Annotated in this window: 29 protein-coding genes and 1 pseudogene; 21 read left to right on the top strand and 9 right to left on the bottom strand. The window is 38.5% G+C overall.

Annotated features, from left to right (window positions below):
- The first annotated feature begins 121 nt into the window (after nt 1-121).
- Both MKX72_RS17520 and MKX72_RS17515 read left to right on the top strand, forming a co-directional pair.
- Nucleotides 122-1,765, top strand: coding sequence for a sensor domain-containing diguanylate cyclase (locus MKX72_RS17520; RefSeq protein WP_186808513.1), 1,644 nt, complete (start codon nt 122-124; stop codon nt 1,763-1,765).
- A gap of 17 nt (nt 1,766-1,782) precedes the next feature.
- Nucleotides 1,783-3,294 carry a methyl-accepting chemotaxis protein gene (locus tag MKX72_RS17515; RefSeq protein WP_155007817.1) on the top strand — a complete coding sequence of 504 codons (1,512 nt, stop codon included), beginning with the start codon at nt 1,783-1,785 and terminating at the stop codon, nt 3,292-3,294.
- 200 nt (nt 3,295-3,494) lie between these two features.
- Here MKX72_RS17515 and MKX72_RS17510 read toward each other — a convergent pair.
- Nucleotides 3,495-4,007, bottom strand: a pseudogene (locus tag MKX72_RS17510) (hypothetical protein); the annotation flags it as partial.
- Between the two features lie 441 nt (nt 4,008-4,448).
- A complete protein-coding gene (locus tag MKX72_RS17505; RefSeq protein WP_033580178.1) occupies nt 4,449-4,661 on the bottom strand; it encodes a cold-shock protein in 213 nt (70 codons plus the stop codon).
- Between the two features lie 231 nt (nt 4,662-4,892).
- On the opposite strand from MKX72_RS17505, the gene MKX72_RS17500 reads away from it, so the two are divergent.
- The 4 genes from MKX72_RS17500 to MKX72_RS17485 all read left to right on the top strand — a co-directional run bounded on the left by MKX72_RS17500 (nt 4,893) and on the right by MKX72_RS17485 (nt 8,257).
- Complete coding sequence (locus MKX72_RS17500; protein WP_098627636.1) at nt 4,893-5,762, top strand: STAS domain-containing protein; 870 nt, start codon at nt 4,893-4,895, stop codon at nt 5,760-5,762.
- 135 nt (nt 5,763-5,897) lie between these two features.
- Nucleotides 5,898-6,032 (top strand): hypothetical protein, encoded by a 135-nt coding sequence (locus tag MKX72_RS17495; protein ID WP_255256570.1) that lies wholly within the window; start codon nt 5,898-5,900, stop codon nt 6,030-6,032.
- Nucleotides 6,033-6,379: 347 nt separating this feature from the next.
- On the top strand, nt 6,380-7,537 hold the full coding sequence (locus MKX72_RS17490; RefSeq protein WP_034268326.1) for a ParM/StbA family protein: 1,158 nt from the start codon (nt 6,380-6,382) through the stop codon (nt 7,535-7,537).
- 15 nt (nt 7,538-7,552) lie between these two features.
- Entirely contained in the window at nt 7,553-8,257 is a 705-nt protein-coding gene (locus MKX72_RS17485) for a hypothetical protein (protein WP_155007819.1), read from the top strand.
- Nucleotides 8,258-8,893: 636 nt separating this feature from the next.
- Here the strand turns inward: MKX72_RS17485 and MKX72_RS17480 are convergent.
- Nucleotides 8,894-9,421 (bottom strand): cupin domain-containing protein, encoded by a 528-nt coding sequence (locus MKX72_RS17480; protein WP_033580183.1) that lies wholly within the window; start codon nt 9,419-9,421, stop codon nt 8,894-8,896.
- Between the two features lie 275 nt (nt 9,422-9,696).
- Between MKX72_RS17480 and MKX72_RS17475 the strand changes: the two genes are divergently transcribed.
- The 3 genes from MKX72_RS17475 (at nt 9,697) to MKX72_RS17465 (ending at nt 10,932) form a co-directional block, all read left to right on the top strand.
- Nucleotides 9,697-9,885, top strand: a complete 189-nt coding sequence (locus MKX72_RS17475) for a hypothetical protein (RefSeq protein ID WP_028414680.1) — start codon at nt 9,697-9,699, stop codon at nt 9,883-9,885.
- Between the two features lie 242 nt (nt 9,886-10,127).
- Nucleotides 10,128-10,304 carry an aspartyl-phosphate phosphatase Spo0E family protein gene (locus MKX72_RS17470; RefSeq protein ID WP_223260221.1) on the top strand — a complete coding sequence of 59 codons (177 nt, stop codon included), beginning with the start codon at nt 10,128-10,130 and terminating at the stop codon, nt 10,302-10,304.
- A gap of 238 nt (nt 10,305-10,542) precedes the next feature.
- Nucleotides 10,543-10,932 carry a MerR family transcriptional regulator gene (locus MKX72_RS17465; protein WP_034268334.1) on the top strand — a complete coding sequence of 130 codons (390 nt, stop codon included), beginning with the start codon at nt 10,543-10,545 and terminating at the stop codon, nt 10,930-10,932.
- A gap of 78 nt (nt 10,933-11,010) precedes the next feature.
- On the opposite strand, the gene MKX72_RS17460 is transcribed toward MKX72_RS17465, so the two are convergent.
- Both MKX72_RS17460 and MKX72_RS17455 read right to left on the bottom strand, forming a co-directional pair.
- On the bottom strand, nt 11,011-12,066 hold the full coding sequence (locus MKX72_RS17460; protein ID WP_155007820.1) for an NAD(P)-dependent alcohol dehydrogenase: 1,056 nt from the start codon (nt 12,064-12,066) through the stop codon (nt 11,011-11,013).
- Between the two features lie 197 nt (nt 12,067-12,263).
- A complete protein-coding gene (locus tag MKX72_RS17455) occupies nt 12,264-12,524 on the bottom strand; it encodes an HPr family phosphocarrier protein (protein ID WP_049165740.1) in 261 nt (86 codons plus the stop codon).
- A 222-nt stretch (nt 12,525-12,746) separates the two neighbouring features.
- Between MKX72_RS17455 and MKX72_RS17450 the strand changes: the two genes are divergently transcribed.
- A complete protein-coding gene (locus tag MKX72_RS17450) occupies nt 12,747-13,478 on the top strand; it encodes a nucleotidyltransferase domain-containing protein (RefSeq protein ID WP_155007821.1) in 732 nt (243 codons plus the stop codon).
- Between the two features lie 74 nt (nt 13,479-13,552).
- On the opposite strand, the gene MKX72_RS17445 is transcribed toward MKX72_RS17450, so the two are convergent.
- Nucleotides 13,553-14,296 carry an SDR family NAD(P)-dependent oxidoreductase gene (locus MKX72_RS17445; RefSeq protein ID WP_155007822.1) on the bottom strand — a complete coding sequence of 248 codons (744 nt, stop codon included), beginning with the start codon at nt 14,294-14,296 and terminating at the stop codon, nt 13,553-13,555.
- Between the two features lie 117 nt (nt 14,297-14,413).
- Here MKX72_RS17445 and MKX72_RS17440 point away from each other — a divergent pair, with 117 nt between their 5' ends.
- Nucleotides 14,414-15,256, top strand: coding sequence for a LysR family transcriptional regulator (locus tag MKX72_RS17440; protein ID WP_155007823.1), 843 nt, complete (start codon nt 14,414-14,416; stop codon nt 15,254-15,256).
- Between the two features lie 83 nt (nt 15,257-15,339).
- On the opposite strand, the gene MKX72_RS17435 is transcribed toward MKX72_RS17440, so the two are convergent.
- Complete coding sequence (locus MKX72_RS17435; RefSeq protein WP_028414673.1) at nt 15,340-15,669, bottom strand: four-helix bundle copper-binding protein; 330 nt, start codon at nt 15,667-15,669, stop codon at nt 15,340-15,342.
- Between the two features lie 181 nt (nt 15,670-15,850).
- On the opposite strand from MKX72_RS17435, the gene MKX72_RS17430 reads away from it, so the two are divergent.
- A complete protein-coding gene (locus MKX72_RS17430) occupies nt 15,851-16,564 on the top strand; it encodes a DUF4396 domain-containing protein (RefSeq protein ID WP_155007824.1) in 714 nt (237 codons plus the stop codon).
- 121 nt (nt 16,565-16,685) lie between these two features.
- Here the strand turns inward: MKX72_RS17430 and MKX72_RS17425 are convergent, their stop codons facing one another.
- Nucleotides 16,686-17,228 (bottom strand): recombinase family protein, encoded by a 543-nt coding sequence (locus tag MKX72_RS17425; RefSeq protein WP_155007825.1) that lies wholly within the window; start codon nt 17,226-17,228, stop codon nt 16,686-16,688.
- Between the two features lie 231 nt (nt 17,229-17,459).
- Between MKX72_RS17425 and MKX72_RS17420 the strand changes: the two genes are divergently transcribed.
- Both MKX72_RS17420 and MKX72_RS17415 read left to right on the top strand, forming a co-directional pair.
- The gene (locus tag MKX72_RS17420) at nt 17,460-17,663 is read left to right on the top strand and encodes a helix-turn-helix domain-containing protein (protein ID WP_155007826.1); all 204 of its coding nucleotides are present in this window, start codon (nt 17,460-17,462) and stop codon (nt 17,661-17,663) included.
- 208 nt (nt 17,664-17,871) lie between these two features.
- Complete coding sequence (locus MKX72_RS17415) at nt 17,872-19,338, top strand: SulP family inorganic anion transporter (RefSeq protein ID WP_155007827.1); 1,467 nt, start codon at nt 17,872-17,874, stop codon at nt 19,336-19,338.
- Nucleotides 19,339-19,397: 59 nt separating this feature from the next.
- Here the strand turns inward: MKX72_RS17415 and MKX72_RS17410 are convergent, their stop codons facing one another.
- Nucleotides 19,398-19,556: a hypothetical protein gene (locus MKX72_RS17410; protein WP_182030386.1), complete on the bottom strand. Its 159-nt coding sequence runs from the start codon at nt 19,554-19,556 to the stop codon at nt 19,398-19,400.
- Nucleotides 19,557-19,726: 170 nt separating this feature from the next.
- Between MKX72_RS17410 and MKX72_RS17405 the strand changes: the two genes are divergently transcribed.
- From MKX72_RS17405 to MKX72_RS17375, 7 genes are all read left to right on the top strand, one after another.
- A complete protein-coding gene (locus MKX72_RS17405; protein WP_155007828.1) occupies nt 19,727-20,038 on the top strand; it encodes a hypothetical protein in 312 nt (103 codons plus the stop codon).
- Between the two features lie 53 nt (nt 20,039-20,091).
- Nucleotides 20,092-20,355, top strand: coding sequence for a YesK family protein (locus MKX72_RS17400; RefSeq protein WP_155007830.1), 264 nt, complete (start codon nt 20,092-20,094; stop codon nt 20,353-20,355).
- A 63-nt stretch (nt 20,356-20,418) separates the two neighbouring features.
- Nucleotides 20,419-21,144 (top strand): ABC transporter ATP-binding protein, encoded by a 726-nt coding sequence (locus MKX72_RS17395; RefSeq protein ID WP_155007832.1) that lies wholly within the window; start codon nt 20,419-20,421, stop codon nt 21,142-21,144.
- Nucleotides 21,141-21,968, top strand: coding sequence for an ABC transporter permease (locus MKX72_RS17390; protein ID WP_155007834.1), 828 nt, complete (start codon nt 21,141-21,143; stop codon nt 21,966-21,968). Before MKX72_RS17395 ends, MKX72_RS17390 begins: the two co-directional genes overlap by 4 nt.
- Before the next feature lie 13 nt (nt 21,969-21,981).
- Entirely contained in the window at nt 21,982-22,755 is a 774-nt protein-coding gene (locus MKX72_RS17385; RefSeq protein ID WP_033580193.1) for an ABC transporter permease, read from the top strand.
- A 7-nt stretch (nt 22,756-22,762) separates the two neighbouring features.
- Entirely contained in the window at nt 22,763-23,440 is a 678-nt protein-coding gene (locus MKX72_RS17380; protein ID WP_155007835.1) for a response regulator transcription factor, read from the top strand.
- Nucleotides 23,428-24,891, top strand: a complete 1,464-nt coding sequence (locus MKX72_RS17375) for a sensor histidine kinase (RefSeq protein ID WP_155007836.1) — start codon at nt 23,428-23,430, stop codon at nt 24,889-24,891. Before MKX72_RS17380 ends, MKX72_RS17375 begins: the two co-directional genes overlap by 13 nt.
- Nucleotides 24,892-24,988: the final 97 nt, after the last annotated feature.

The following is a 24,988-nucleotide window of genomic DNA, read 5'->3' as shown; positions in this document are numbered from 1 at the left end:
ACTACTGTTTGTACATTTAAAGTTGAGTTTGTGTGTGAAAAGATCTAGTGTATATTTCATACAGAAGTGTAAAGTACAGGGGGCGTTCATCTGTGAAAAAACGAAGGAGATGCATCCTATCATGTTGAAAGATCATATGTTTGAATTTTATTTTGATCAAATGAATGAGCTGGTTTTTTTGGCGGAAGTAAAGAACCAACATCTTTATTATAAAAAAATGAATAAAGCGGCTGCTAAGCTTGTACGGTACCAAGGAGAAGTGGGCATGCGGCTAGAAAGCGTACTCCCTGATCGGGCGTATCACTCTCTTTACCCTTACTATATAAAAGCGATGGAAACAAAAAAGCCAGTTACCTACCATGACATAAATACCTTCTCAGATGAAGCTGAAGCGTTTGAAACAACGCTTACCCCCATTTTTGATGATACCGACAATAGTACGCACTTATTGGTGATGAGTAAAAATATCCAAAAGTTAAAAAAAGATTTAGCCCAAAGTATGGAGCGGTATAAGTCGCTTTTTATGAACCATGAAAACGCCATATGTATGATGGATCTAAGCGGTAAAATTGTTCAAGCAAATCCTGCCTGTGAGCAAATGTTCGGCTACGATACGCAGGAGATCATCAATAGTTCTTACATGCAGCTTCTAGAAGAACTGAAGATTGATGTTCGTGCTTTGCCTCTGCATCACATCATATACGACCAAAGCTACAGCAAAGAAATCCAAGCGTGGCACAAAGAAAAAGGAATGATTTATTTATATGTTACAAACGTGCCCATCATCGTGGAAAATGAATGGATGGGTATTTACTTGATTGCTCAGGACGTTACAAAGGAAAAGGTAGCTGAAATAAAGCTGGAAAACACGGTGAAAGATTTAGCAAACATGAAGTATGCCCTTGATGAGTCCGCAATCGTAAGCGTCCTGGATCCATATGGAACGATTAGGTATGTCAATGATATGTTCTGTACGATATTTGGCTATGAAAAAGAAGAGCTAATTGGACAATCATACGAGTTATTTGATGTAAGCTATGATTTTCGGGTTCTTGAAAGTATTGGCCAAGGAAAGGTTTGGAGAGGGCAAGTCAAAAGCATAACAAAAGAAGGCGTCATCGTGTGGAGCCATAAGACCATTGTTCCGCTGACCGATATTCATCACCGCATCTCAAGCTACGTGCTGATTCAAACTGATATTACTGCGCAAAAAAACCTAGAAAATCAGCTGAAGTTTAAGGCGTTTCATGACAGTTTGACGGGGGTGCCGAATCGAATGATGCTGCAAAAACAAGTGCAGGCTGCGATCGAGCAAAAGGAAAGATTTGGCCTGCTGTTTTTAGACTGTGATAATTTTAAAGAAGTGAACGATCAATTTGGTCATGATATTGGCGATGCATTTTTAATTCAGTACGCGCATCGGTTAACGTCTTGCATTCGCACATGTGACGAAGTGTATCGCCTCGGAGGGGATGAATTTGTGATCTTACTTCGGCACATTGAAAGGCGCGAGGAAATTCAGCAGATCATGGAACGAATTCATCGAGAGCTTCAAAAAGAATGGAGTATTGAATCCTGCATCTTTACAGCTACATCGACCATCGGAGCCGCTTATTATCCAGAAAACGGAGAATCATTTCAAGAACTGTTAAAACAGGCGGATCAAGCGCTGTACGAAGGAAAACGACAGGGGAAAAATAACGTGAATTTCTATAAAAAAAACCACTCTGTAGCCGATTCTATAGATAAAGAAAGTATTGTCTAATATAGAAAGGGAGAAATATGAATAAACATAAATTAATGGTTGTTTTATCAAGCGGAGCAGTGATACTTTCTCTGCTCATACATATCATTCATCGTATTTGGCCGATGGAGATGTCCGGCATGTCGATGGAACATAATTCAACGCCAGGCGAAGTGTCATTGATCTTTTTGATGCTTCCTATTCTTTTTCTTGGCGTGCTGCTTGTACTGTATGTTAAAAAGCATGAGCTAGTACCTGCGTTTGTGACGCTAACGCTCACGTTTTCAAGCATCAGCACGATTGTAGGCGGAGGAGGAATGGTCGAGTATCATTTTTCAATTTTTATGGTGATAGCCATTCTTTCCTACTATGAAAATGTAAAGCTTTTATTGTTAATGACGGGTATTTTTGTCATCGAGCATCTAGTGGGATTTTTTGTTCCATTTTTCACGCCGATTATTTTCGGAACGTCTTCTTATTCCTTTTCGATGCTGTGCCTTCACGCGGCGTATTTGCTTTTTACATCAGGGGCGACCGCTTGGCAAATTACTTCAAAGAAAAATTATACAAAACAGCTTCAGCAGCAAAATAAACAAAAGCAGCATATCATTTATGACATGATGAAAAAACTGCATGAAACGAATGGTCAGGTAAGACAAACGGTTGCTGACTTAAAGGGAAGCTTAGAAGAGTCGCAAGCAGCTAGTCATCATACGACGGCTTCAATGCAAGAACTAGCCGCAGGAGCGGACCAGCAGGTAATAATGGCTCAAAAAAGCAGTGAGTTTCTAGAAGAGATGACGCAAGGCGTAACCAAAATAGCCGAGGCTTCAGCGGCAGTCAGCGAAGCTTCTGATCAAACAGCAAATGAAGCCGCGCAGGGAAAAGAAAAAATTCAAGAAGCCATTCAACAAATTCATACAATCGATTCTTCTGTTCAGCATGCAGCTAGCGCTATTCATCAGTTAAAAGAACGTTCTGCAGAAATCAACGATATTATGAGTGTGATTTCAGGCATTGCTGCACAAACAAATCTACTGGCGCTAAATGCTGCAATTGAAGCAGCGCGCGCAGGCGAACATGGTAAAGGGTTTGCGGTCGTAGCAGCGGAGGTTCGCAAACTTGCAGAACAATCCAATCAGTCAGCCGAACAAGTAGCAAGACTCATTCAGCATATTCAGCAAGAAACGTCTCAAGCCGTAGCATTCATTCAATCAGGAACTGCTGATGTAAAAAACGGTATTTTACTAGCCAACGAAGCGGAAAATGTTTTTAACCGAATCGCCGACGCATCTACATACGTTCATGAACAAATTCAGCAAACGGCTGCTTCCGCACAGCAAATAGCAGCCGGATCTACGCAGGTGCTCCATGCCGTCAGCGAGATGACCGCTTTTGCGAACCAATCAGCCGCAAGCAGCAGCAGCATTTCTTCTGCTTCCGTGCGTCAGCTGCAATCGCTGCAGACTATCGACCAGACGGCGGAATTTTTAAGTCGGTTAGTTGAAGAGCTTGGCAGCGTAACGGAAAAGTTAGCGAAGCAAGCGTGAGTGAGGTAGCAGACTACATAGAAGTACATGATTTTATACACTGGATTAATGTTATAAATCTGCTAAAGAATTATGTACATACAAACACTTAAAAATTTTCTACGGACCTTTAGACCACTAATGTTCATATCAATCCCCTCCTTTAGAGAAATGAAGCGATCTAAAAAGAGGGGATTGATGCTTTTGTCTAAAAGCTAGTGTTAGTTATTTGTTGGAGAAGGAAATCTTGCTGCTTCAAAATGTGAACCATCTTCGGATGTGACGATTGTACCGGCTATGCTGCTTTGAACAAAAACTTCAACGCGGTCTCCAGCTTCTAAATTATAAATAGTAGACACGGATACCGCATTAACAAACGGTGTGTTCCCGCCAAAGAAATCGTTATCGATAGCGATAGCGGTTGTCCCATTTACACGTATTTCAATGCGAGTTCTATAATCTAGCATCTGGTCGTTAGGAGAGAATCCAATTGTAGCAATGATAGAATATACGCCATCTTTTTTGGGGCGGAAGGTAGAAGTAATCGGGTTATATTCATTTGCTAAATCAAATTGTTCAGTTGGGAAAACGGCTTTTACAAACGTATTTGCAGGAACATTTTGAGGCATCGTTAAGTTGAGCGCTCTAAATGCTGACTCCCGCGTGCTTCCTTTTTTGTCTTTATCTTCTTTACATTTAGAAGCACAATCATGTGATTCCTCATAGAAATCTTCTGCGCGTCCATAAGTCCAAACTTGTGATTCTTCAGAGCTATCTTCTTCGAGACCATAAGTCCAGCCGCGTGCTTCCTCAGGAGCATCTTCTTGATGTTGCTCTTTCTTATTGTTAAGGGAAGCTTTCTTCCTGTGAGGATAAGATTTTTCTACATAATATTTATCATCTTTATCATTGTAATGGAAATAATACTTTTTTATAATAATCACCCTTTCTTTGCAGTACTCTATACTGTATTCACTCATAGAGGAAATATTTGGATGCTTGTCCAACAACTTTAGAACTGTTTTTTTAATAGCTACTAGTAACTAATTTTGAATGTAGAATTAGTTGCATTATATAAAAAACACCTCGTTCGAACGAAAGTCGAAGAGGTGTTTTTATTCGAAGAGTATTCGATTCGAGAGTCTACTCATAACCTGTATGTAAACATCACTCTATCAGTCAACTGGGTGTACTTTTATAGCGCTCGGTCCTTTAGCTCCTTCTTGGATTTCAAACTCTACTTTTTGTCCTTCTGACAGATTTTTATATTCCTCACGGTCGATTGCATTAGAGTGAACGAACACTTCTTTTGATCCGTCCTCGGGTGTGATAAATCCAGATCCTTTCGATTCATTGAACGATTTAACGGTTCCTTTATGTTTGCTCATTGATAAATCCCCCTTATAAGTATAGAAATAATTTCTTAATAGGTTTTTACCCAAACGCTGAAATCTCAATCATTTTTATGATCGTTATACCGATTAGAAGAGTCGGGAAAAGCAAATAGGGAGGGCTTAACAATTTTTTCATTTCAGTTATATTTTTATATTGTCTGTGATATAACTATTGTTATAAAATGTAATCGTTAATTCTGCTAACTAAAGGAGATAAAGAAAAAAATGAGGGATGAGTTGTTATATATAGGGAAGAAAATTATCGATAATAAACAGGAATTAGCGATACAATTTTCTGATCTGATGGACTCTGAATATAAGCGGAAGCTTGTTTACCATGAAGAAAGTGAAGTTTTAAAATGGAGAGCAGAACTCATTGAGTATTTAGGCGAGTCGTTATTCGAAGAGTACTCGGTCGTTTTAAAGAAAATCATTCAGTGGGGTACAGATATAGGAAAAGTGGCTGTGGAAAACGGACTTTCGTTGAGTCAAACGTTAAAATCACTCGCGCTGTTTCGAACAGTGATATGGGGTGTTTTTACAGAAGAGCTGCAGCAGAAGCAGTTTGCTCCTATTACGATGCTTGATGTAAGTAAAAAAATTGATCCGATGCTTGATCAGCTTAATCATATATTTGTCGAAATTTACGAAGAACATAATACCGAAACCATAAAACGCGCTTATGCAGCGCTAGAAGAATTATCAGTTCCCATCGTTCCTCTTTCTGAAGGAATCGCTGTGATGCCAATCGTTGGACAAATTGATACGCATCGTTCGCAGCTTATTATGGAAACGGCTTTAGAAAAAAGTGCTCAGCTGCAGCTGAGTTATTTAATATTTGATATTTCAGGTGTTCTGATCGTCGATACGATGGTAGCGGACAATATTTTTCAAATCGTAAAAGCTTTACAGCTTATCGGCACTAAAACGATGATTACCGGAATACGTCCGGAAATCGCGCAAACCGTTGTTGATTTAGGCGTCGATTTTGGAACAATCAAAACAAGAGCGACGTTAGAAAAAGGTCTTGAAGAAATAGGCTTCAGTAAACTGCCAGAAAATCCGCAAAGAAAAAAAGACAAATGGCGTTATTAATAAATAAAAAAGCCTAGAGGCTGGGACAAAAATATTTTAGCTGACGTTAAATCCGAACTATTAATCTAATTGATGGTTCGGGTTTTTTGTTGTTATGATGAACGTAGGTTTCATGTATGTAGCTGCTTCTAGCTGGTGATTGGAGGGCAAGACGAAGACTCCTGCGGGAAAAGCGGAACAGGTGAGACCCCGCAGGAGCATAAGCGACGAGGAGGCTCACCGGCCGCCCGCGGAAAGCGAAGTCCTGCACGGAAATCACCAGCGGTGTAAAAAGCAGTCCAACTCATTTATCTCATTTATCTCATTTGTTCGTCTTTCGATTGGGTTGATTTAATTATGTTTCCACCTCTTTGTTTTCTCGTGTCTCTAAAAAATAAAAGAAAGGCTTATATTACGAAAAATTTAAGGGGAAGTCACAGCGTCACATGTTACATTCTTTGTAAAAAGGGGTACTGGTAAAAAGAAGCATTTCAAGCGCTTTTCAATTACAGTAGCCGTCTAAAATTAATTAATTGTCAATTTCGAATAACATAAATTATTTAAATACTTAGACAAACAAATGAGGAAAATATATACTTATTAGTGTTGTCACGAAAAGATAAAGGGGAGAAACAAGGATGGATATCAAACGTCAAAACGTTGATTTTGGTAACTCAATTTTTCAAACGCTAGTGGATGGTTATTACTATGAAATTCCTACAAACGTAGTAGAAATCACAAAAGATCAGGCAGAGGGTCATTTTCCTTCAAGTGTAAATGAACCGGAATTACTTCTTCAAAATCTACTGATTTCTACCACAATTGAAGGAGTAGAAAAGTATTATTTAGTAGGAGACGCCGCAGAGAAACACGTGCTAGGCAATATCCATATTAATAAGTTACATAATAAAACTGAATCTGATATTCCTTATGTGATGTTTTTAGCTTCAGTTGCTTATTACAACATACTTAAAGGAAAAGACAAAGAGGATAATCATGTGACGATTAATTTTTTCTCGACTATGCTTCCGATTTGGCTGCTTAAGAAAACAAATAAATTCAGTGAAATGCAGCAGAAGATGGCCGAACGTTTTCAAGGAGAGCATACGGTAACGGTATTGACTCCTGGTTTAGAAAAAACGGTCACTGTGAACATTGAAACGAGCAAATGCCGTATTGAAAGCGAAGTGGCTCGCTGGGCGATCAAAAAAGATTTTGAATTACAAGATAGAGAAGAAGCAAATGCATTCAAACATTTTGAAACACTAATTGTAGATTTGGGCGGAGGTACGGTTGACCTGGCACTGCTTCCAGCAGGACTTCAAGCTCCTAAAAGCAGAAATTCGTTGAAGTGTCTTACGGATATTTCATATTTGAAGCATATTGAAAAGCTAAGAAATGAAAAGCTGCTTGAGTATTTTGATGATGTTCGTTCATTAGAAGAATTTATTATTGCCAATATCCATAAAGCAAAAATGGAGCAAAGAGACGGCAACAGCGGGAAAAAAGTAGATCTCACGGAGCCTATTCACGCTTCGCTTAGAGAATACACGCAAATTTTATTAACAAAAGTTGAAAATCTATTTCCATCGCCAAAAGATAAAGTCTATAAATATATTTATATTGGAGGACTGGCTCCTATCCTTCAACAGTTTATTGCAGAGCAGATTGATAACATGTACGGGGAAGAAATCAGAGAAGAAAACCATCTTTTCTTGCCGGAGACACGAAAGTTAAATTTATACGGTCTTGAAATTTTAAGCAGACATGAAACAAACGCAGCGGTTCACGCTTAAAAAGGGGGAGCATACATGAGTCATCAACACACTCGCCTTAAGGAAGCACTAGACGATTGGTACGGTCAGCTAAGCTCCCAGGTGGCTGCACCATTTTACTTATTATCAAATGCGTTTCTAACAGCTGGGAATCTATCAGCAGATATGATGGGAGCAAGGGGAAAGACCGTAAGTAATAGAGATGAACATGCAAGTTTTACAATTGAAACTGCTGACATTCCGTCAGAAGTGTCTTCATTTCTAAAAGAAAAACAGCAGGCAAACGAGCTGCAGAACTATATAGTGAGACTCATACAGCAAGACTTGCAAAAAATGAATAAAAAAGATGAAGTCGAGTCGCTCGTTCATTCACTTAGAAAAGAGCTGTTGGGCGAAATTGACTTGCTAAAACAAGAAATGAATTCACGTTTTGCTGCAAATCGTGAGGAGTATGAGTCCAAGCAGTCAAATGAACTTCAGGATTATGTAGCGAAGCTTGTGGAACAAAACGGGCAGAAAGACAGCCGCCAAGAAGATTTTCAATCGTTAGTTCATTCATTGAGAACCGAGCTGTTAGGAGAAATTCACTTGCTTAAAAAAGAGCTTGGCTCTGCATCAGCTCCTTCTTATAAGCAGCTGAAACCCGTTATGAATGAGGAAGAAACGTTTAAAGAAGGTCAGTTAATTAAAAGTGAAAAAGTGACCGGAACCATTCAAGAAGATATCGATGTAGATTTCTAAACAGAAAGTAGAGGCGTGCTATGCCTCTACTTTTATTATTTTTCTATTAAAAATGGAGCTGGGGCAAAAGTATTTTTGCTAAAGGAAGATCCGAACGAGTTTGATTCTTGATTGTGAATCCAACTTGTACGGAAATCAACAGCGGTCCAATATAAAAGCTTTAGCGTATAAATCATAAAGCTCTTTTGTTTCTTTTTAGCTTTTTTCGAAAGTATAAGCACATATCGAATGTAGCGATGGTACAAATACTGCATTTTATTATAAACCAAAATAATGATTCGTTTATGCCAAATCCGCCAATCGAAGCTTTTAGTTCATTTAGCTGTCTGAGAATTAAATTTATGTCGTTTTCATAAGCCACAGTAAAAGATTTAATCACAAGCATGGTCATAATGACTGCTTCTACCGATATATATAGAACTTTTCTTGCTAGTTTAAGGGAAGGATTTACGTTTGATTTAGGAATTTTATAAAATAATTTCATCGCCCGTTTGCCTTTCAGTTATTTTAAGCTGTTTAAAAAGGTTCGTTTATTCTATAATTCTTTCTTTGGCTATAAAATCCTTTATGTATAGCAAGTTAAAAAAAGCTCGCTAGAAAAGGTCGTACACCGATTTTCTAGCGAGCTTATGTTAGTTAATGTTCTTCAGCTAAGGCATTTGCTTTTGTCACATGAACTGTACCGAATGGGTGGTTTGGAGGAGCGTAGATGGAGTAAAGTTTTAGCGGAGTGGTACCGATATTGGTGACATCATGCCACGTTCCGGCAGGGATAAATATCGCATCATCATCGTAGACTTTTCGTTTAAAGGTTAGATTGTTTTTACTTTTGCCCATTTGAACAACGCCTTGCCCTTGTTCAATACGCAGGAATTGATCAACGTTAGGGTGGATTTCTAAGCCGATATCTTCACCTGGCTTTAGACTCATTAACGTCACTTGTAAATGTGTTCCCGTCCATAAAGCAGTGCGGTACGTATTGTTTTGCTTTGACGCTTCATTAATGTTAATCACAAATGGCCTTGGTCCGTAGTCCTTTAATTTACCGTTTCTTTGTTGAAACTGTTCGCTGGTGTGATAGTGATTCGGCACATAATAACTATATGGCTGCCAGCCGTAGTACACTGGGGTCTGCCACTGATGATAATAAGGTGCATAGTGCATACTCATTCTCCTTTTCTCGTTTCATTTTTCTTTTCATCCTATGCTTTTGTCAAAACGGTTGATACCATTTGCCTTTTTGTCCGCGGTCTTTATCCACTTATTTTTTGCCCAAATCATGTAATTAATGATTTCTCTGAGCTCTTTGATTGTTTTTCGGTGGTTAAAAAATACTTTCATCACTTTAATACGATAATTCAGTAAAAAATATATCGTATGAAAACGTTTTATTTGATATAATTTTAGAAGATGAAAATTATTTTAAAGGGTGACGTTCATTGAAAGAAAAAAAACTTCAAGAATTAACTGAACATCTTAATAATTTATTCAACAATTTAATTCATGGATCTATCACAGAAGGTGAATTTAATGAGCTGTCCGAAGAGCTTTACAGGAAGCAAACGAGGCTGCGCTATGAGATAGAGTGTGAGAAAGGTTCGTATTACCGAGAATATTTTAAAGGCTAAGGCTTTGTATTAGACTGCTTTATAAGAAATAAGAAAAGACCTCCATTTAGGGGGCCTTTTCTTCACTTCTAGTAGTAAGTGGAGTGATACTTTCTATTTCAATAAGTATATTAGTATATTTACTTCATAAAAAATACAGCTGTTGAAGGTCTAAAACTCGCTATTCACCCCCAAAAACCTGTATGATAGGTTTAAGATTGCCGCATATGAGATATATGTATAGTAAAAAGGGGTGATGAGCTGTGAAGTGGTATAAAGGAGTTGTCATGCAAGTCTTAATGACAGAAATCGAAACAGCAAGAGAGCACATGGTTATGTTGGGACTTACAGAAGGTCTTACAAGTCGTAATACAGTTCGAATCAGTCAAACCCTTGATTATTTATTAAATGAACTAAGTAAAGTAATGGCCGCAGATTAATCGTATTTTATATAAAAATGAAAAGAGCTGCTGACTTCACGGCAGCTCTTTATAAGTTGCCTTAACGCTTTTATGATACTATTTATACAGTTATCTCATAGCAAAGAAAATAGCGGATTTGATTATATATATCGTATAGTAGAAACCTAGAAGATGAGTTGAAAGCACCCGTGAAAAGGGAAGCTTAGATACATAAAGCAAACGCCGTACTAAGAATGGCGATGGAGGGTATAGTGGAATGGAATATCATATTAAAGAGGCCGCTGCAAAGGTAGAGCTGCCTACGCATACGCTTCGATACTACGAGCAGCAAGGGCTTTTGCCTTTTATAAAAAGAGACGAAAACGGAAATCGTATTTTTAGCGAGTCTGATATCGAGTGGCTGGAATTTATTATTTGCTTACGGAAAACGGACATCTCTCTTTTAGAATTACGTAAAATTGTTGAATTAACACAAGAAGGTGATGATACAATCGGTTTGCGCAAGCAGATATTTGAAAAGCATAGAGAGAAAATGATGGAAAAACAAAGAGAGCTGGACGCAGCTTTTAGAAAAGTGGAAACAAAAATCGACTACTATGATAAATTAGAGCAAAAGTATCAGGAAGAGCTTTCATCTAAAGCCTAATTTACCGTTTGTTTTTTATTTTATAAAGAAATAAAAAGCGGGCAGCTAATCCAATTAGCTGCCCGCTTTTCTCTAAACTTACAGTGTAGAAATGTCAATAACAAATCGATAGCGAACGTCGCTGCGAAGAACGCGCTCGTACGCTTCGTCTACTTGATTTGCATCAATGACTTCAATCATAGGAGCAACGCCGTGTTCAGCCGCAAAATCAAGCATTTCTTGTGTTTCACGAATGCCGCCTACAAGTGAACCCGCAATGCTGCGACGTCCCATGATAAGGGAGAATACGCTGTATTGATCTGGGTTAGCAGGTGCGCCCACGTTAACAAGCGTTCCATCTACGCGAAGTAATGATAAGTATTGATCTACGTTTAAGTTAGCCGATACCGTGTTTAAGATAAGGTCAAAGCGACCTGCTAATTCAGTGAACGTCGTCTCATCACTTGTTGCAAAATAATGATCCGCACCAAAGCTTAGCGCTTCTTCTTTTTTATTGTTAGAACGGCTCAATACCGTCACTTCAGCACCCATTGCATGTGCAAATTGAATCGCTACATGTCCAAGGCCGCCCATTCCCACGATCGCCACTTTTTTGCCAGGACCAGCATTCCAGTGCTTTAATGGAGAAAATGTTGTAATCCCTGCGCATAGAAGCGGACTTGCTGCATCCATACTTAAGTTATCAGGAATACGAACAACGAATCCTTCTTTTACGACGATTTTTTGGCTGTAGCCGCCGTATGTACGGTTTCCGTCGTAATCCAATGAATTGTACGTTTGAACAACGCCTTTTGTACAGTATTGCTCGTCACCGTTCACACAGTACTCGCACTCTCCGCAAGAGTCAACGAAACATCCAACGCCTACGCGATCGCCAACCTTGTATTTTGTTACGTTTTCGCCAACCGCTTCAACCACTCCTGCGATTTCGTGACCAGGAACCATCGGGAACATCCCGCCGCCCCACTCATCAAATGCACTATGAATATCAGAGTGACAGATACCGCTAAACTTAATATCAATTAAAACGTCGTCTGCTCGCAGTTCTCTGCGTTCAATTGTCGTATTTTCAAATTTTGCCTTTGCGTGCGGTGCACTTAAAACACGTGATGTTGTTGTATGTTGATTACACATAAGTAAAAACACAATCCTTTCGTATTAAACATAACCAGTTGCTACTAAACGTGCATTCACTGACTACGCTTGATGTATTTAAAAACTACAATACTAGCTTAAACGTTAAAGTCGACTTTAAAGCAAGAGTTTTTTGAAAAAAATTTCGTTCTATGACTTTATGAAAAAAGGAAAGGAAGGAATAGCATGGCAGCTTTCTATCTATGTTTAGTTAAAAGAAATTCTTCAAGGGTGCGAGCGGCAGCTTGTTCATCAACTCCATTTGTCAGCAGTGTTATTTCATCTCCCTTCTTAACAGCCAAAGCCATTACCTTCATGATGCTTTTTCCACTTACACATTTTCCATCTTTACCAAGAAAAATATCACTTTGAAACGAACACGCTTCGCGTACAAACAAAGCTGTATGTCTAGCTAGAAGTCCACCGGAAAGTTGCACCGTTATTCTTTTAATTAGCATAGTGTTTCCCCTTTTTTGTATTTTAAAAACTATAAAACTAGCTTAAACGTTAAAGTATACTTTAAGGCAAGAGGGAACTTGGATAAAAGAGTCATTTAAATGACGGTAACTAAAAGTAAATACGGTAGACATGTTCAAAAAGGTTAAATAAGAACTTATTGTTAAAGGAATTTCCACGTTCTAACCAGAAAAACAATAGATATCATTTTCTGGAGGAATACGATGAAAGAGCTAAAAAGGTTAGAACCGCTGCAAGCAGCTACACAATTTATTTCTAAGTATTATCCTAATTGTCAGGGGGCATTACTTGCCGGAAGCGTAGTCAGAGGCGAAGCTACACATACGTCCGACCTTGATCTTGTTATTTTTGACGATAGCTTTACCTCTTCTTTTAGGGAGTCACTCATTGAATTTGGATGGGCCATTGAAGTTTTTGCTCATAATCGGACTTCATACCAAGTCTTTTTTAAAAGCGACTGTAAGAGGGCTAGACCTTCACTGCCAAGAATGATTTCCGAGGGAATTATTTTAGTGGATAAAGGAGTAATCCAGTCTATAAAAAAAGAAGCAAAACAATTACTAGAAAAAGGCCCTGAAAAATGGCCGGAAGAGACGATTAGATTAAAAAGATATTTTATAAGTGATGCGTTGGATGATTTAATCGGTTCTTCAAATACAGGTGAAGCCCTTTTTATTGCTAACACGCTCGCTTACATAACGCACGAATTTGTTTTAAGAACAAACGGTCATTGGATCGGGGATTCTAAATGGATTGTCCGGTCTTTGAATGACTATAATGAACGCTTTAGTAAAGAGTTTGTAGAGGCATTTGATACCTTTTATAAAACAGGAAATAAAGATAAAGTAATTCAACTGGTGGATAAAGTGTTAGAACCACATGGGGGCCGGCTGTTTGAAGGATTTTCACTAGGGAAAGAGAGAGCCAATCAGTAGCATAGTGCTTATTATAACCCCACTATTAGTTTTTGCTAGTAGTGGGGTTTATTTTTAGGGATATTCACGTATGCTTAAAGAGTTTGCCCGTTATCAATCGTAAACACTTGGCCCGTCACGGACTCTTGTTTTAACTGAAAAAGAATAGCATCTGCGATATCTTCAGGAGAAGAAATGCGCTGAAGAGGCAGATTTCCTGCAAGCTGATACATTTTATCTTCGTTGCCAGACCACCACCTTGTGTCGACTGCACCAGGAGAGATGCAGTTGACTCGAATATGGGGTGCCAGTGCAATCGCTAACGATTTTGTCATCGTATGAATCGCTGCTTTTGTTGCTGCATAGGGAATGGAAGAGCCAATTCCAGTTTTGCCGGCAACACTTCCTACATTAACAATCGCCCCTGACTTTTGTTTTTTCATATGTGGAACGGCTGCTTTTACACAGTGAAACATGCCTTTTACGTTTACATCATATAAAGAGTCCCATATGTCATCCGTTGCAGACTCTAAGTCATGCATCGGGATTTGAGCAGTAATACTAGCGTTATTCACTAATCCATCTAACCGTCCGAATTGTGTAATCGTTTGATGAATCATTTCATTCACTTCATTCTCGTTGGCTACATTCGCTTTAAAAGCAAAAGCCATACTTCCTTTTTCTGAAATTTCTTCCACAGCTTTTTTAGCTTCCTTTTCTGAGTTGCTGTAGTTTATCACAAGTTTTGCGCCCATGTCAGCTAACTTTAAAGCCGTTGCTTTGCCTACACCAGTGCCTCCGCCTGTGATAATAAATACTTTGTTTTTAAAATCGTTCATTTCTCTTAACCTTCCTTTCTCTCAACATCTTTTATTATATCTTCGATGAAAAAAAGGATATAATAGGTAATACTAAGAGAGGTATCATTTAAAATGATATCAGCGGAGGAATTGAAATTGGAAAGCCAAGACTTACGAATTTTTAAATGTGTGGCAGAAACAAAATCACTATCAAAAGCCGCCGAGGTATTAGGATATGTTCAACCGCATATCAGCCAGCGCATAAAAAAATTAGAGGAAGAGTTAGATACTAAATTACTGACACGCACAAATAGAGGAGTCACGTTAACGGATGAAGGGGAAGCTTTGTTTAACTATGCCCAGCGTATTTTACTGTTAATGGAGGAAGCTAAAGCAGAAGTTAATCCGAATAAGTTTAGAACATCTTTAATCATTGGTGCGTCGCAGACGGTTTCTGCTACTAAAGTTCCTTCTTTGTTCTCGTCTTTTTTGAAAGAACATCGAAATATTGAAGTTAAACTAAAAACAGACAGAAAACAAGTCTTGCAAGAAATGCTTTCGTACGGGGAAATTGATGGACTTTTTCTTAGCGGTACCTATAACGAAGCGCAGTTTGAAAGAGTTTATCACTACGCAGAAAAGGTGGTACTCATCTCACCTACGTCTGAAGATATAGAAGAAAAAACCCCACCAATGCTGCTCATCAATAGTGATGTAAACTGCATCTATAGAAACAGACTATTAGCGTTTTCAAAAGAATATCATACACATAAAGCCAACATGATGGAATTTGATTCATTAGAAGCGATTTTACAAGGCGTCCGCGATGGACTTGGGATGAGTGTAGTCCCGGCTAGCGTAGTAAATTCTCGTGGTGATATGAAAAGAATTGAATACCAAGAGCTTGCAGAAGACGTTCAAATTGATTTTATAGTAAAGAAAGGGAAGCAGCGCTCGCAAAGTCTTAAAAAGTTTATTCGTTTTTTAGAAAGCCTATAGATTCTCTCTTCCCGTATCACTAAAAAGAACCCTTAATGCCTGAAATGCGCTTCAAGGGTTCTAGCTTTCTTATGTTCCAAAGATTATGCAGCTAATTTTCTACATTCATCCGCGCATTTCAAGCAAGCCTCTGCACATCTTTGACAGTGATCATGATCGTGTTTCTTACACTCATTTCCGCATCTTTCGCAAATTTCGGCGCAAACTCCAGCCAGTTCAGCAACGAAAGGCGTTCCTCTTTCTAAAGCTTGTTCCAAATATCCGCACATATCTGCACACTCTCTGTCAAAGCGAATACAGTCCACCATCATACCCACATTTTCTTCTTTTAGACAAGCATCAAAGCAATGGTTACAAGCACTCATACAGTCATGCAGCGTTTGAATAACAGTTTGATAATTTTCGTTAGACATTGTAAAATTCCTCCTTATTTTTTCTTCTCTTTATTACATTAGACTATCGTTTAGTTTATTAAACCTAATAAAAATAAGAGTGCTGTAAAACTTATTAAGTAATGAGCAGGTTCTTTTTTACGTTTAAATATAGGGGGATAGGGTATGTAAGTGATAGATAAATCTTAAAGGAGTGTAGCACATGAGCTGGCTAGAAATACTTTCTTATATAGCTATTACAATCGGAATTATTCAATTTTTAGTTATTACAATCGACGTGATCAAGCATCCGCAGATGATGTTTGTGATGAATATTGTGTGGCCTATCACCGGGCTATATTTTCCTGTCGTCGGGATATGGTTTTACTTTAAATTAGGTCATAAAGATAGAAAAAAATCCGATCACGCTCATGATTCCTCTGAACATATGCATCATAGCCATGAAGATCATCATGAACACCATCATAGTAAGAAGCCTTTTTGGCAAAGTGTTTTTGTATCTACGACCCACTGCAGCAGCGGGTGCTCGGTCGGAGATTTAATTGGCGCACCAATCGTATTTTTAACGGGATGGACGATTGCCGGAAGCGTCCTTTTTGCAGATTACGTAGTGGAATTTATTCTTGCTTATATAGCGGGAATTGCTTTTCAATACTATGGTATGAGTATGAAAGATAACGGCTCAAAAGATGAGCTGAAAAATGCGGTAAAAGCAGATACGTGGTCGCTTATTGCGTTTGAAATAGGGATGTTCGGCTGGATGGCTTTATCACATTATGTCTTTTTTGCACAGGCACCCAAACCAGACAGCGCGGTCTTTTGGTTTATGATGCAAATCGCCATGATCATTGGCTTTTGTACAAGCTATCCAGCGAACTGGGTACTTGTTAAAAAAGGGGTAAAACATGCGATGTAGAGACGTTTATGAACGCTGTTATGTTATCAGTACGGACTAATAAAACGTACACTGAAGAACTTAAAAAAAGACGCCTTTTTATTAGAAAAAAGGCGTCTTTTTCGCATATGTTTTTACTATTTCAGTTATCTAAGTAACGGTATAAAGTCGTCTTGCTTATACCTGTAGCTTCCGTTATTTGAGCAATCGTATAGTTTTTGCTCCAGTACATATCAAGCGCTCGGTGTACGTTATAGTCAGGCTTCTTCGGACGGCCGCCGCTTTTTCCTTTTGATTTTGCTTCTTGAAGACCGGCTTTTGTGCGCTCGCTGATGACGTCGTGTTGAAATTCACCAATACGTTTAATGGTACTGAAAAAGGCTTTTCCTTGTGACGTGGACGTATCAACGTCATCTAAAATCGATACAAAATGAATCCCATTGTCAAAAAGATACTCAATTAATTCAATGAGGTGCCGAGTAGAGTCTGCAATGCAGTAAAACTTATACACAACGACTGTATCGCCCGGCTGAAGCGAGGCTACCATCTCATCAAATTCTACTCTTTTCTTTATGGAGTTTGTTTTTTCTTGATGAATTTTATCGCAATTAAAAGGCTGCAATGCCTGTAACTGTTTGTCCAAATGTTCATCTTCGCTATATGGACGGGTATAACCAATAATCACTACACCATCTCCTGCATGGATTGTTTATTTATATTTACCTATTGTACCAAATTCCTTCCACTCATAACATTTCTTTTCAGTATAGAAAGAATCATGGTTCCAAAAAAGATCGTTTTTGGAACAAAAAATGATAGACATTTTGTTTTAGGTCTGCTAGAGTTTTAGTTGTTCACAACGTCTCGGCTTCTATGAGAGTTGGAAGCCACCTATAAAAGAAAAGCGAGGTGTAATATGGACAAAGAGACCATTAAACTGATTCGGAAAAGCTACAATTTAAATCAGCGAAATTTTGCTGAAAGAGTAAACTGCAGCTTTTCACTCATTGCATTAGTGGAAGTTGGGAAGAGAAGAATTACAGAGGACTTAGAAAATAAAGTGAAAGAAGCGTTCGGATTGAATGAGGAAAAAATAAAGGAGCTGACTTCATCGTTTTAATAAAAACGTTTCATGCACGTAAATATAATACTTGAGGAAGATGGGACATGCTTGCCTGTTTTCACTCGTTTTTTTATATATTAAAAGTACCATAAACGTCCCATTTAGGTTCTGTTTATTTTCTATTTTACTACTTTTATTGTCCAAAATCTAGAAAAGCGTACAGTAAACGTTTATGACTATAGAGAGAAAGGTGTTTTTGGTTATCATGTTCAATAAATTAAAAACGGAGTGGTTTGGCAACGTGAAAGGAGATATTCTTTCAGGTATTGTCGTAGCGCTTGCGCTCATTCCTGAAGCTATTGCATTTTCTATTATTGCCGGGGTAGATCCGATGGTGGGCTTACACGCATCTTTTTGTATCGCCGTTGTGATGGCCTTTGTAGGAGGGCGTCCTGCGATGATTTCTGCAGCTACCGGCGCGATGGCCCTGCTGATGGTGACACTCGTAAAAGAGCATGGAATGGAGTATTTATGGGCAACGACTATTTTAACGGGTGTGATTCAACTTCTGTTTGGCATCTTTAAAATTGCTCGCTTTATGAAATTCATTCCTCGATCCGTGATGGTAGGATTTGTGAATGCATTAGCGATTTTAATTTTTATGGCACAAGTTCCGCATTTTGTAGGAATCTCAACGATGACGTATGTGTTTGTTGCGTTAACTCTTGTTATTATTTACGTGCTACCGCGCTTTACAAAAGCAGTGCCTTCGCCATTAGTAGCGATTGTCGTCATGACAATTGTAGCTATTTTTGGAGGATTTAATTTGCGTACAGTAGGAGACTTAGGAGAAATTACAAAATCACTGCCGGTGTTTTCTATTCCTAACGTTCCTTGGAATATGGAAACACTGTCTATCATTTTTCCAACAGCGCTAGGATTATCTATTGTCGGATTAACAGAATCGCTGCTAACGGCATCGATTGTGGATGATATGACAGATACGTCTAGTAATAAAAACCAAGAAAGCAGAGGGCAAGGAATTGCGAACATGGTCGTTGGTTTCTTTGGCGGCATGGCTGGCTGTGCGATGATTGGTCAAACCGTTATTAATGTAAAATCAGGCGGACGCGGTCGTTTATCAACGTTTGTAGCAGGCATATTTCTCATGTTTCTCATCTTGGTGCTAGGGGACTGGGTTGTTAAAATTCCAATGGCTGCACTAGCAGGCGTGATGATTATGGTATCCATCGGAACATTCGACTGGTCTTCGCTTCGTACATTAACGAAAGTTCCTTTAACAGATACCGTTGTGATGCTTGTTACGGTGATCACGGTTGTAGCAACGCATGATTTATCAAAAGGAGTTATTGCAGGTGTTATTTTAAGCGCAGTTTTCTTTGCGGCTAAAATTTCAAAGCTAGATGTGTCAGCAAAAGAATCCGAACATCGAACAGTTTACAAAGTAAAAGGTCAGCTGTTCTTTGCCTCTGTAGAAGACTTTGTTAACTCGTTTTCGTTTACAGAAAAACAAGATTTAATTTTAATTGATTTTTCAGAAGCGCATATTTGGGACGACTCAGCCGTAGCGGCCATTGATAAAGTCGTATTAAAGTTAAAAGAACAAACGTCTGCTGAAGTGAAGCTGACAGGTTTAAATGATGTAAGTGAGGAGCTGCTTCAAAGGTTAGCGACTTACAATAAGGAAAACGTGAGGGCGTCAGCTCATTGATAGAGTGATAATTCCTAGGTTCAAATCATATATGATTTGAACCTTTTCTTTAATTCTCTTTACCAGTCTATATAGTTTTGGAAGACTAAAAAACCAAGCAGTATAAAGAAGGCAAAAACAAATAAGGCTTCGGCAGAATGTTGTCTTTCCGCTTTTTTTACGTTTATTTTTTCTCTATATTTTGATTGAATGTTTCTTCTTTTCAAATCCAGTTTCATATATAGACTCCTTAAACGATTTTATATAAATGATTTTACCATATTATTGAATATATGGTTTTTTAATCTGAGAAATCAAGATTATTGGAACAATGAATGAAGTTTGTAATTTGTATATTTCAATTCAGTACTATATGGTATTATTTTCTTTAGTTAGGAGGGTATTTGAAATGAGTGTTTCCAAAGAAAATAAGCCGATTTTATTAACCGTTATTTTGCTGGCGGCTGCGTTTGTTGTATTTTTTGCAAATCGGCTGCTTCCCCAAAATTCAATTTTTCCAAGTGAAACCGGGGATTTGACCATTCTGCTGTGGCTGTTTTTTGCGATAGATATTGGCTTTATTGTGGCGTTAGTTTTAGGAGTTCGAACGAAAAAGCAGAGCGTTGTGTGGTTTAGCATTATCGCAAACAGTATCTTTTTTGTGTTGCTTTCTGGCTTAATTTTCTTATTAGCGATTGCAAATGGAATTTCTGAGCCGTAAGTTTATTATTTTTATTATAGGTGAATGATTAGGATTTAGAGAGGTTGATAGATATGATGATAGGCGGTCCTTTACTGATTGCCCTGCTGCCAGGTGTACTTGTACTCCTTATAACCTGGCTGTTCAGAAAGATGAAGTGGAACAAAGTTATTAGAATGCTTCCCTCCATGCTTACCGTTCTTGCCGCCACCGTGCTTTTTTATATTGGCTATGTAGAAGTAAGAGGTTTTGAAGGTGCGGGCTATTTGTTTTTATCCGTATGTTTACTGTTGTTTGCAACTGTTGCTTTTATCATTGCCAAAAAGCCTGTACGATAATTTTTATAAACTTTATAAATTCTTTATAAATCCCTCCTATACTACGTGTAGGAGGGATTTAATATGAAAAATATTATTTTAGAGGTAAAGAGCGTTTCAAAAAAAGTAAGGCGTCGCCACTTAGTAAAAGAAGTATCGTTTCAAATCAGTGAAGGAGAAATATGTGGACTGCTAGGGCCAAACGGTGCTGGTAAAACGACCTTAATTCGTTTGTTGACGGGGTTGATTAAACCAACTGGGGGAGAAGTTTTTATTAATAGCAAAACCATTCTTTCACAAAGAAAAGAAGCGCTGCAAAGCGTTGGTGCGATTGTAGAGTCGCCCATCTTTTTTCCTTATATGACGGGAAAAGAAAACCTGACAAACTTAGCTCGACTGCATCCATTTTCGACAAAACAAGAAAGGCAGCAAAGAGTGAAAGAAGTACTTGATATCGTAGGATTAACCGGCAGAGAAAACGATAAAGTTCGAACGTATTCTCTAGGGATGAAGCAAAGGCTCGGAATTGCTCAAGCGCTTTTAGGCGACCCGGATTTGTTGATACTAGATGAGCCAGCCAACGGCTTAGATCCAATGGGCGTACGTGAACTGCGCGAGCTGCTTTTCACCTTAAAACGTGACTATAACAAAACGATTTTAATCTCTAGTCATTTGCTGGATGAATTACAGCGAGTATGTGATCAAATTGTTGTGATGAGAGAAGGAGAGTTAATATGGGACGGCGCTCTGGACCAGTTAGCATCTGGTAAAAATCTTGAAGATGCGTTTGTAGAGCTGGTGTCGCAATGAAGGAGCTGTTAGTAGCGGAGTGGGAAAGACTTTGGAAAAGAAAAGTGGCGTGGCTGACTTTTCTATTAGTGCCGTTGGTACTGTTGGTCGCTTCTTCCTATCTCCAAAAACAAAATGGAGCACTCACAGTCGATTTACCAGAGTATACGTTTGCGGGAAACTTTCCTGTACTGAGCTTAGCTGAAATGTTATTTACCGTTTTTAATGCCATGTTCTTAGTTTTTATTACGCTAGTGGTTACCGGCGAATACCGGTCAGGACAGCTGCGAATGGTTATGATACGATCATATTCGTTTAAAGAAATCATCCTAGCAAAAGCCGCAGTGATTCTGCTGTTTAATGCACTGTTTTTTATTACGTATTTTTGTATGAGCTATGTGATAGGCTTTCTGATGTTTGAACACCCGCAAAGCTACTTTGTGTTTTATCACAGTCATGCTTTTAACATAAAAGAAGCACTAGTATATAATCTTTCGTTTTATGGATATGCCTACTTAACGACTATTGCGATATGCTGTGTGCTGTTTTTTATCTCTGTTATCAGCAAAACGACTACTACGGCTGTTGGAATTGGGGTTGCTTTTATACTAATATCATTTTCGTATCCTACTTTATTAAGAGGGTTTAGACAGTGGATGAGTGAAGAGCTCTTTGGACAGCTGTTTTTTACTTCCGTACCGATGATTCAATGGCAGGGCATTACAGTCATGATGGCAGAAAACCCGCAGTTTGTAGGGTGGAATTTCGGGGTTTTAGGTTTTTATATTTTATTTTTTGGCGGTTTAACGTATGTAGCTATTCGAAAAAAAGAATCGTTTCTATAAAAGGAGAGAAGACATGATGACAGGACTTTTTATAAGTGAATTAGAGCGAACGTTTAGACGGAAAAAGACAGCGGTGGTACTAGGTGTGTACATAGGATTACTTGCTTTTATTTGGTTCTTTTTCTTTCAAAGGGGAGGCATTTCGTTTTTTGATGCGGCTCATGACGTAAAAATTGATTCTTTAAATGCAGCACCGCTGCTTCTTCGAGACCTATCCTTTGCGATTACGTTTATTGTCATTCCTATGTTTGTGGCAGATAGCTTCAACGGTGAGTACACATCGGGAGCTCTGCGTATGGTACTAATTCGGCCGCACCATCGCGTGAAGCTGTTTTTTGTAAAGTGGGCAGTTCAATGTTTACTAGTTTTTATTATTCTTTGTATTACGTGGGTAGTGGGGACATGTCTTGGAAGAATGGTTATGCCTCATGTAAATGAAACCACATTTTTAGGCGGACATACGCTAGGGACTTTAGGGGCGTTACTATATTCGCTCAAATTTTACGGCATTTGTTTTTGTATCTTTATAGCAGTTATTAGTATCGGGAGTATCCTGAGTGTTCTTATGCCTAATTCCATTTTATCTTACGTCGCAACCATTGGTGCTTTAATTGGAAGTGTGTATGTGTCAGATAAACTAAGCTTCTTTTTCTCCGTAACCGATTCTGTTTTTCATGAATTAAGCAGGCCAAACTCTGAATTTTTAGTTAACCTATTATTTCCAATTTTACTTATTAGCCTTATAATAAACCTATTCGTATGGAAAAAGAAGGAATGGGTAGGGTGAGATGGAGATGAAGCAAACAATTTTACTAGTGGACGACGAAAAAGACATTATTTCCTTTATGAAAGATGCGCTCCAAGATGAAGGATATGAGGTGGTGTTTGCTTACGAAGGGCAAGAAGCGTTAACAAAGTTAAAAATAAATCCAGACTTAATTGTGCTGGATGTGATGATGTCAGGCATGGACGGCTTTGCACTTTGTGAAATGATCCGAAAAAGCATATCATGCCCCATTATCTTTCTAAGCGCTAAACAAACGGAGCAGGACCGAGTAAAAGGACTATTAGTGGGTGGAGATGATTACTTAGTTAAGCCTTTTAGCATGAAAGAACTAAAAGCCCGCATTTACGCCCATCTGCGCCGAGAGCAGAGAATTAACAGTAACTCCTATAACAGGCTTCACTTTGGAGAGTTAACCATTGATTTAAATGGCTATCAAATTTTACATAGCAATGAAGTAATTCCGTTTACTTCAAGAGAATTTGAGATTATTCATTTTTTAGCTCTTCATCCAGGTCAGGTTTTTACACGCGAGCAGCTGTATGAAAAGGTGTGGGGCTACGACGCGGAAGGAGATTCGTCTACGATTACGGAACACGTAAAGAAAATTAGAGCAAAACTATTAAAATATGACGAAACGCCTTACATCTCAACCGTTTGGGGCATTGGCTACAAATGGGTAAAATAAAAAAATGGATGAACCGAGCAACATTAAAAGCGCAGTTTGTGTTATCGTTTCATTTAATCTTACTGTACAGCCTGCTTGCGACGCTCTTAACGTGGGGCATTGTGATTGCAGTAAACTGGTTTCTTATGCCTGGAGCACTGAATCCAGCAAATTACTATGAAAAACAAATTCCTGATATTCTTCAGTTCGTCAAAGAAAAAGAAGATGCGCTCCTTTCAAAAGATGCTAAAAACCAAGCAGAAGCGGTGATTCCGCTAGAAGGAATGGATTATCAAATTATAAATAAAAAAGGGCAAATTGTGTATGGGTCCATGTCCACTTCATACATAAAAAATAAACGGGATTTTTACTCTCAGGTCAATACCAATATCCGCTCAGGTAAATATATTATAAAAGTTTATCCGCTTTTTAATTCAAAAGACGAAGTAAACGGGGCGATTGCGCTAAGATATCAATTAAATATGGCTTCTGCTAATCCGAATATTAAATGGATCGTTGCGCTTGTCACATTTGTATCGCTAGCCAGCCCGTTTCTTTACTTTTATTTGTTTGCTTATTTGTTTGGAAGACGATTTAGCAAAAAAATTGAACGGCCTTTTAATGAGCTGATGACCGCAGCTAAAAATATTCAGCATAATAATTTAGATTTTTCGCTGTCCGTCACTCAAGACGCCAAAGAATTAAGTCAGCTGCTTCATGCCTTTGAAGAAATGCGAAAAGAATTAAAGCAATCGTTAGCTAAACAGTGGCAGCTAGAAGAAGACCGCAAAGATATGACGGCTGCGATTGCGCATGATTTACGAACGCCTCTTACGATTATTCATGGACATACGGAAATTTTAGTAGAAGGAAGCAAAAGAGACCCGGAGAGGCTTAATCGATATTTACATACGATCTACACAAATACACAGCGTTCGATTCAGCTATTAAATCAGCTGCAAGAAGTATCTGTGATCGAAAATCCGGGCTTTACCGTAAAGAGAGAGCCAATTGATATAATCTCATTTGTTCATGAGAAAACAGACGAGTTTCAGCTTTTATGTCAAAAAAAAGAGATTGCCTTTTTACCTTCGGTTAGTGAAGCAGAAGCATCAAGTCAATTTTACGGAGATCCTCAGCGTATTTCTCAAGTGCTAGATAATATCATTACAAACTGTATTCGCTACACGCCTGAACGAGGGGAGATAGCGTGGAATACCGTCATTCATCAGAACGAAGTAATCTTTGAAATACATGATACGGGTCCCGGCTTTGCGTTATCAAACAAAGAGCAGGTGTTTAAAAAGTTTTACAGAGAAGATGCATCGAGAACAAGCGGCCACGGAAACTTAGGGCTAGGTCTTTATATTGCTCATTCCATTGTGAAAAACCACGGAGGAAGCATCACGGTCGATAATAAAGAGACGGGAGGGGCATTATTTAAGATTGTTCTTCCGATGGGAAAGAAGTAAACGCATAAAAAAGAACCCTCAAAAAGAGAGTTCCAAAAAGGGTAAGTAAGAAAGAAATGTACATGTTCCTTTGGGGGGACTGCATCTGTACAGTGAA

The organism is Priestia sp. FSL R5-0597, from assembly GCF_038006305.1.
GTDB classification, from domain to species: Bacteria; Bacillota; Bacilli; order Bacillales; family Bacillaceae_H; genus Priestia; species Priestia zanthoxyli.
The sequence above is the reverse complement of the archived record's forward strand: the minus strand, read 5'-3'. Positions and strand labels throughout refer to the sequence as shown.

Coding starts and splice junctions, on each gene's coding strand:
- MKX72_RS17520 (WP_186808513.1), top strand. CDS start 122: ATGTTGAAAGATCATATGTTTGAATTTTATTTTGATCAAATGAATGAG.
- MKX72_RS17515 (WP_155007817.1), top strand. CDS start 1,783: ATGAATAAACATAAATTAATGGTTGTTTTATCAAGCGGAGCAGTGATA.
- MKX72_RS17505 (WP_033580178.1), bottom strand. CDS start 4,661: ATGAGCAAACATAAAGGAACCGTTAAATCGTTCAATGAATCGAAAGGA.
- MKX72_RS17500 (WP_098627636.1), top strand. CDS start 4,893: ATGAGGGATGAGTTGTTATATATAGGGAAGAAAATTATCGATAATAAA.
- MKX72_RS17490 (WP_034268326.1), top strand. CDS start 6,380: ATGGATATCAAACGTCAAAACGTTGATTTTGGTAACTCAATTTTTCAA.
- MKX72_RS17485 (WP_155007819.1), top strand. CDS start 7,553: ATGAGTCATCAACACACTCGCCTTAAGGAAGCACTAGACGATTGGTAC.
- MKX72_RS17480 (WP_033580183.1), bottom strand. CDS start 9,421: ATGCACTATGCACCTTATTATCATCAGTGGCAGACCCCAGTGTACTAC.
- MKX72_RS17465 (WP_034268334.1), top strand. CDS start 10,543: ATGGAATATCATATTAAAGAGGCCGCTGCAAAGGTAGAGCTGCCTACG.
- MKX72_RS17460 (WP_155007820.1), bottom strand. CDS start 12,066: ATGTGTAATCAACATACAACAACATCACGTGTTTTAAGTGCACCGCAC.
- MKX72_RS17455 (WP_049165740.1), bottom strand. CDS start 12,524: ATGCTAATTAAAAGAATAACGGTGCAACTTTCCGGTGGACTTCTAGCT.
- MKX72_RS17450 (WP_155007821.1), top strand. CDS start 12,747: ATGAAAGAGCTAAAAAGGTTAGAACCGCTGCAAGCAGCTACACAATTT.
- MKX72_RS17445 (WP_155007822.1), bottom strand. CDS start 14,296: ATGAACGATTTTAAAAACAAAGTATTTATTATCACAGGCGGAGGCACT.
- MKX72_RS17435 (WP_028414673.1), bottom strand. CDS start 15,669: ATGTCTAACGAAAATTATCAAACTGTTATTCAAACGCTGCATGACTGT.
- MKX72_RS17430 (WP_155007824.1), top strand. CDS start 15,851: ATGAGCTGGCTAGAAATACTTTCTTATATAGCTATTACAATCGGAATT.
- MKX72_RS17420 (WP_155007826.1), top strand. CDS start 17,460: ATGGACAAAGAGACCATTAAACTGATTCGGAAAAGCTACAATTTAAAT.
- MKX72_RS17415 (WP_155007827.1), top strand. CDS start 17,872: ATGTTCAATAAATTAAAAACGGAGTGGTTTGGCAACGTGAAAGGAGAT.
- MKX72_RS17410 (WP_182030386.1), bottom strand. CDS start 19,556: ATGAAACTGGATTTGAAAAGAAGAAACATTCAATCAAAATATAGAGAA.
- MKX72_RS17405 (WP_155007828.1), top strand. CDS start 19,727: ATGAGTGTTTCCAAAGAAAATAAGCCGATTTTATTAACCGTTATTTTG.
- MKX72_RS17400 (WP_155007830.1), top strand. CDS start 20,092: ATGATGATAGGCGGTCCTTTACTGATTGCCCTGCTGCCAGGTGTACTT.
- MKX72_RS17395 (WP_155007832.1), top strand. CDS start 20,419: ATGAAAAATATTATTTTAGAGGTAAAGAGCGTTTCAAAAAAAGTAAGG.
- MKX72_RS17390 (WP_155007834.1), top strand. CDS start 21,141: ATGAAGGAGCTGTTAGTAGCGGAGTGGGAAAGACTTTGGAAAAGAAAA.
- MKX72_RS17385 (WP_033580193.1), top strand. CDS start 21,982: ATGATGACAGGACTTTTTATAAGTGAATTAGAGCGAACGTTTAGACGG.
- MKX72_RS17380 (WP_155007835.1), top strand. CDS start 22,763: ATGAAGCAAACAATTTTACTAGTGGACGACGAAAAAGACATTATTTCC.
- MKX72_RS17375 (WP_155007836.1), top strand. CDS start 23,428: ATGGGTAAAATAAAAAAATGGATGAACCGAGCAACATTAAAAGCGCAG.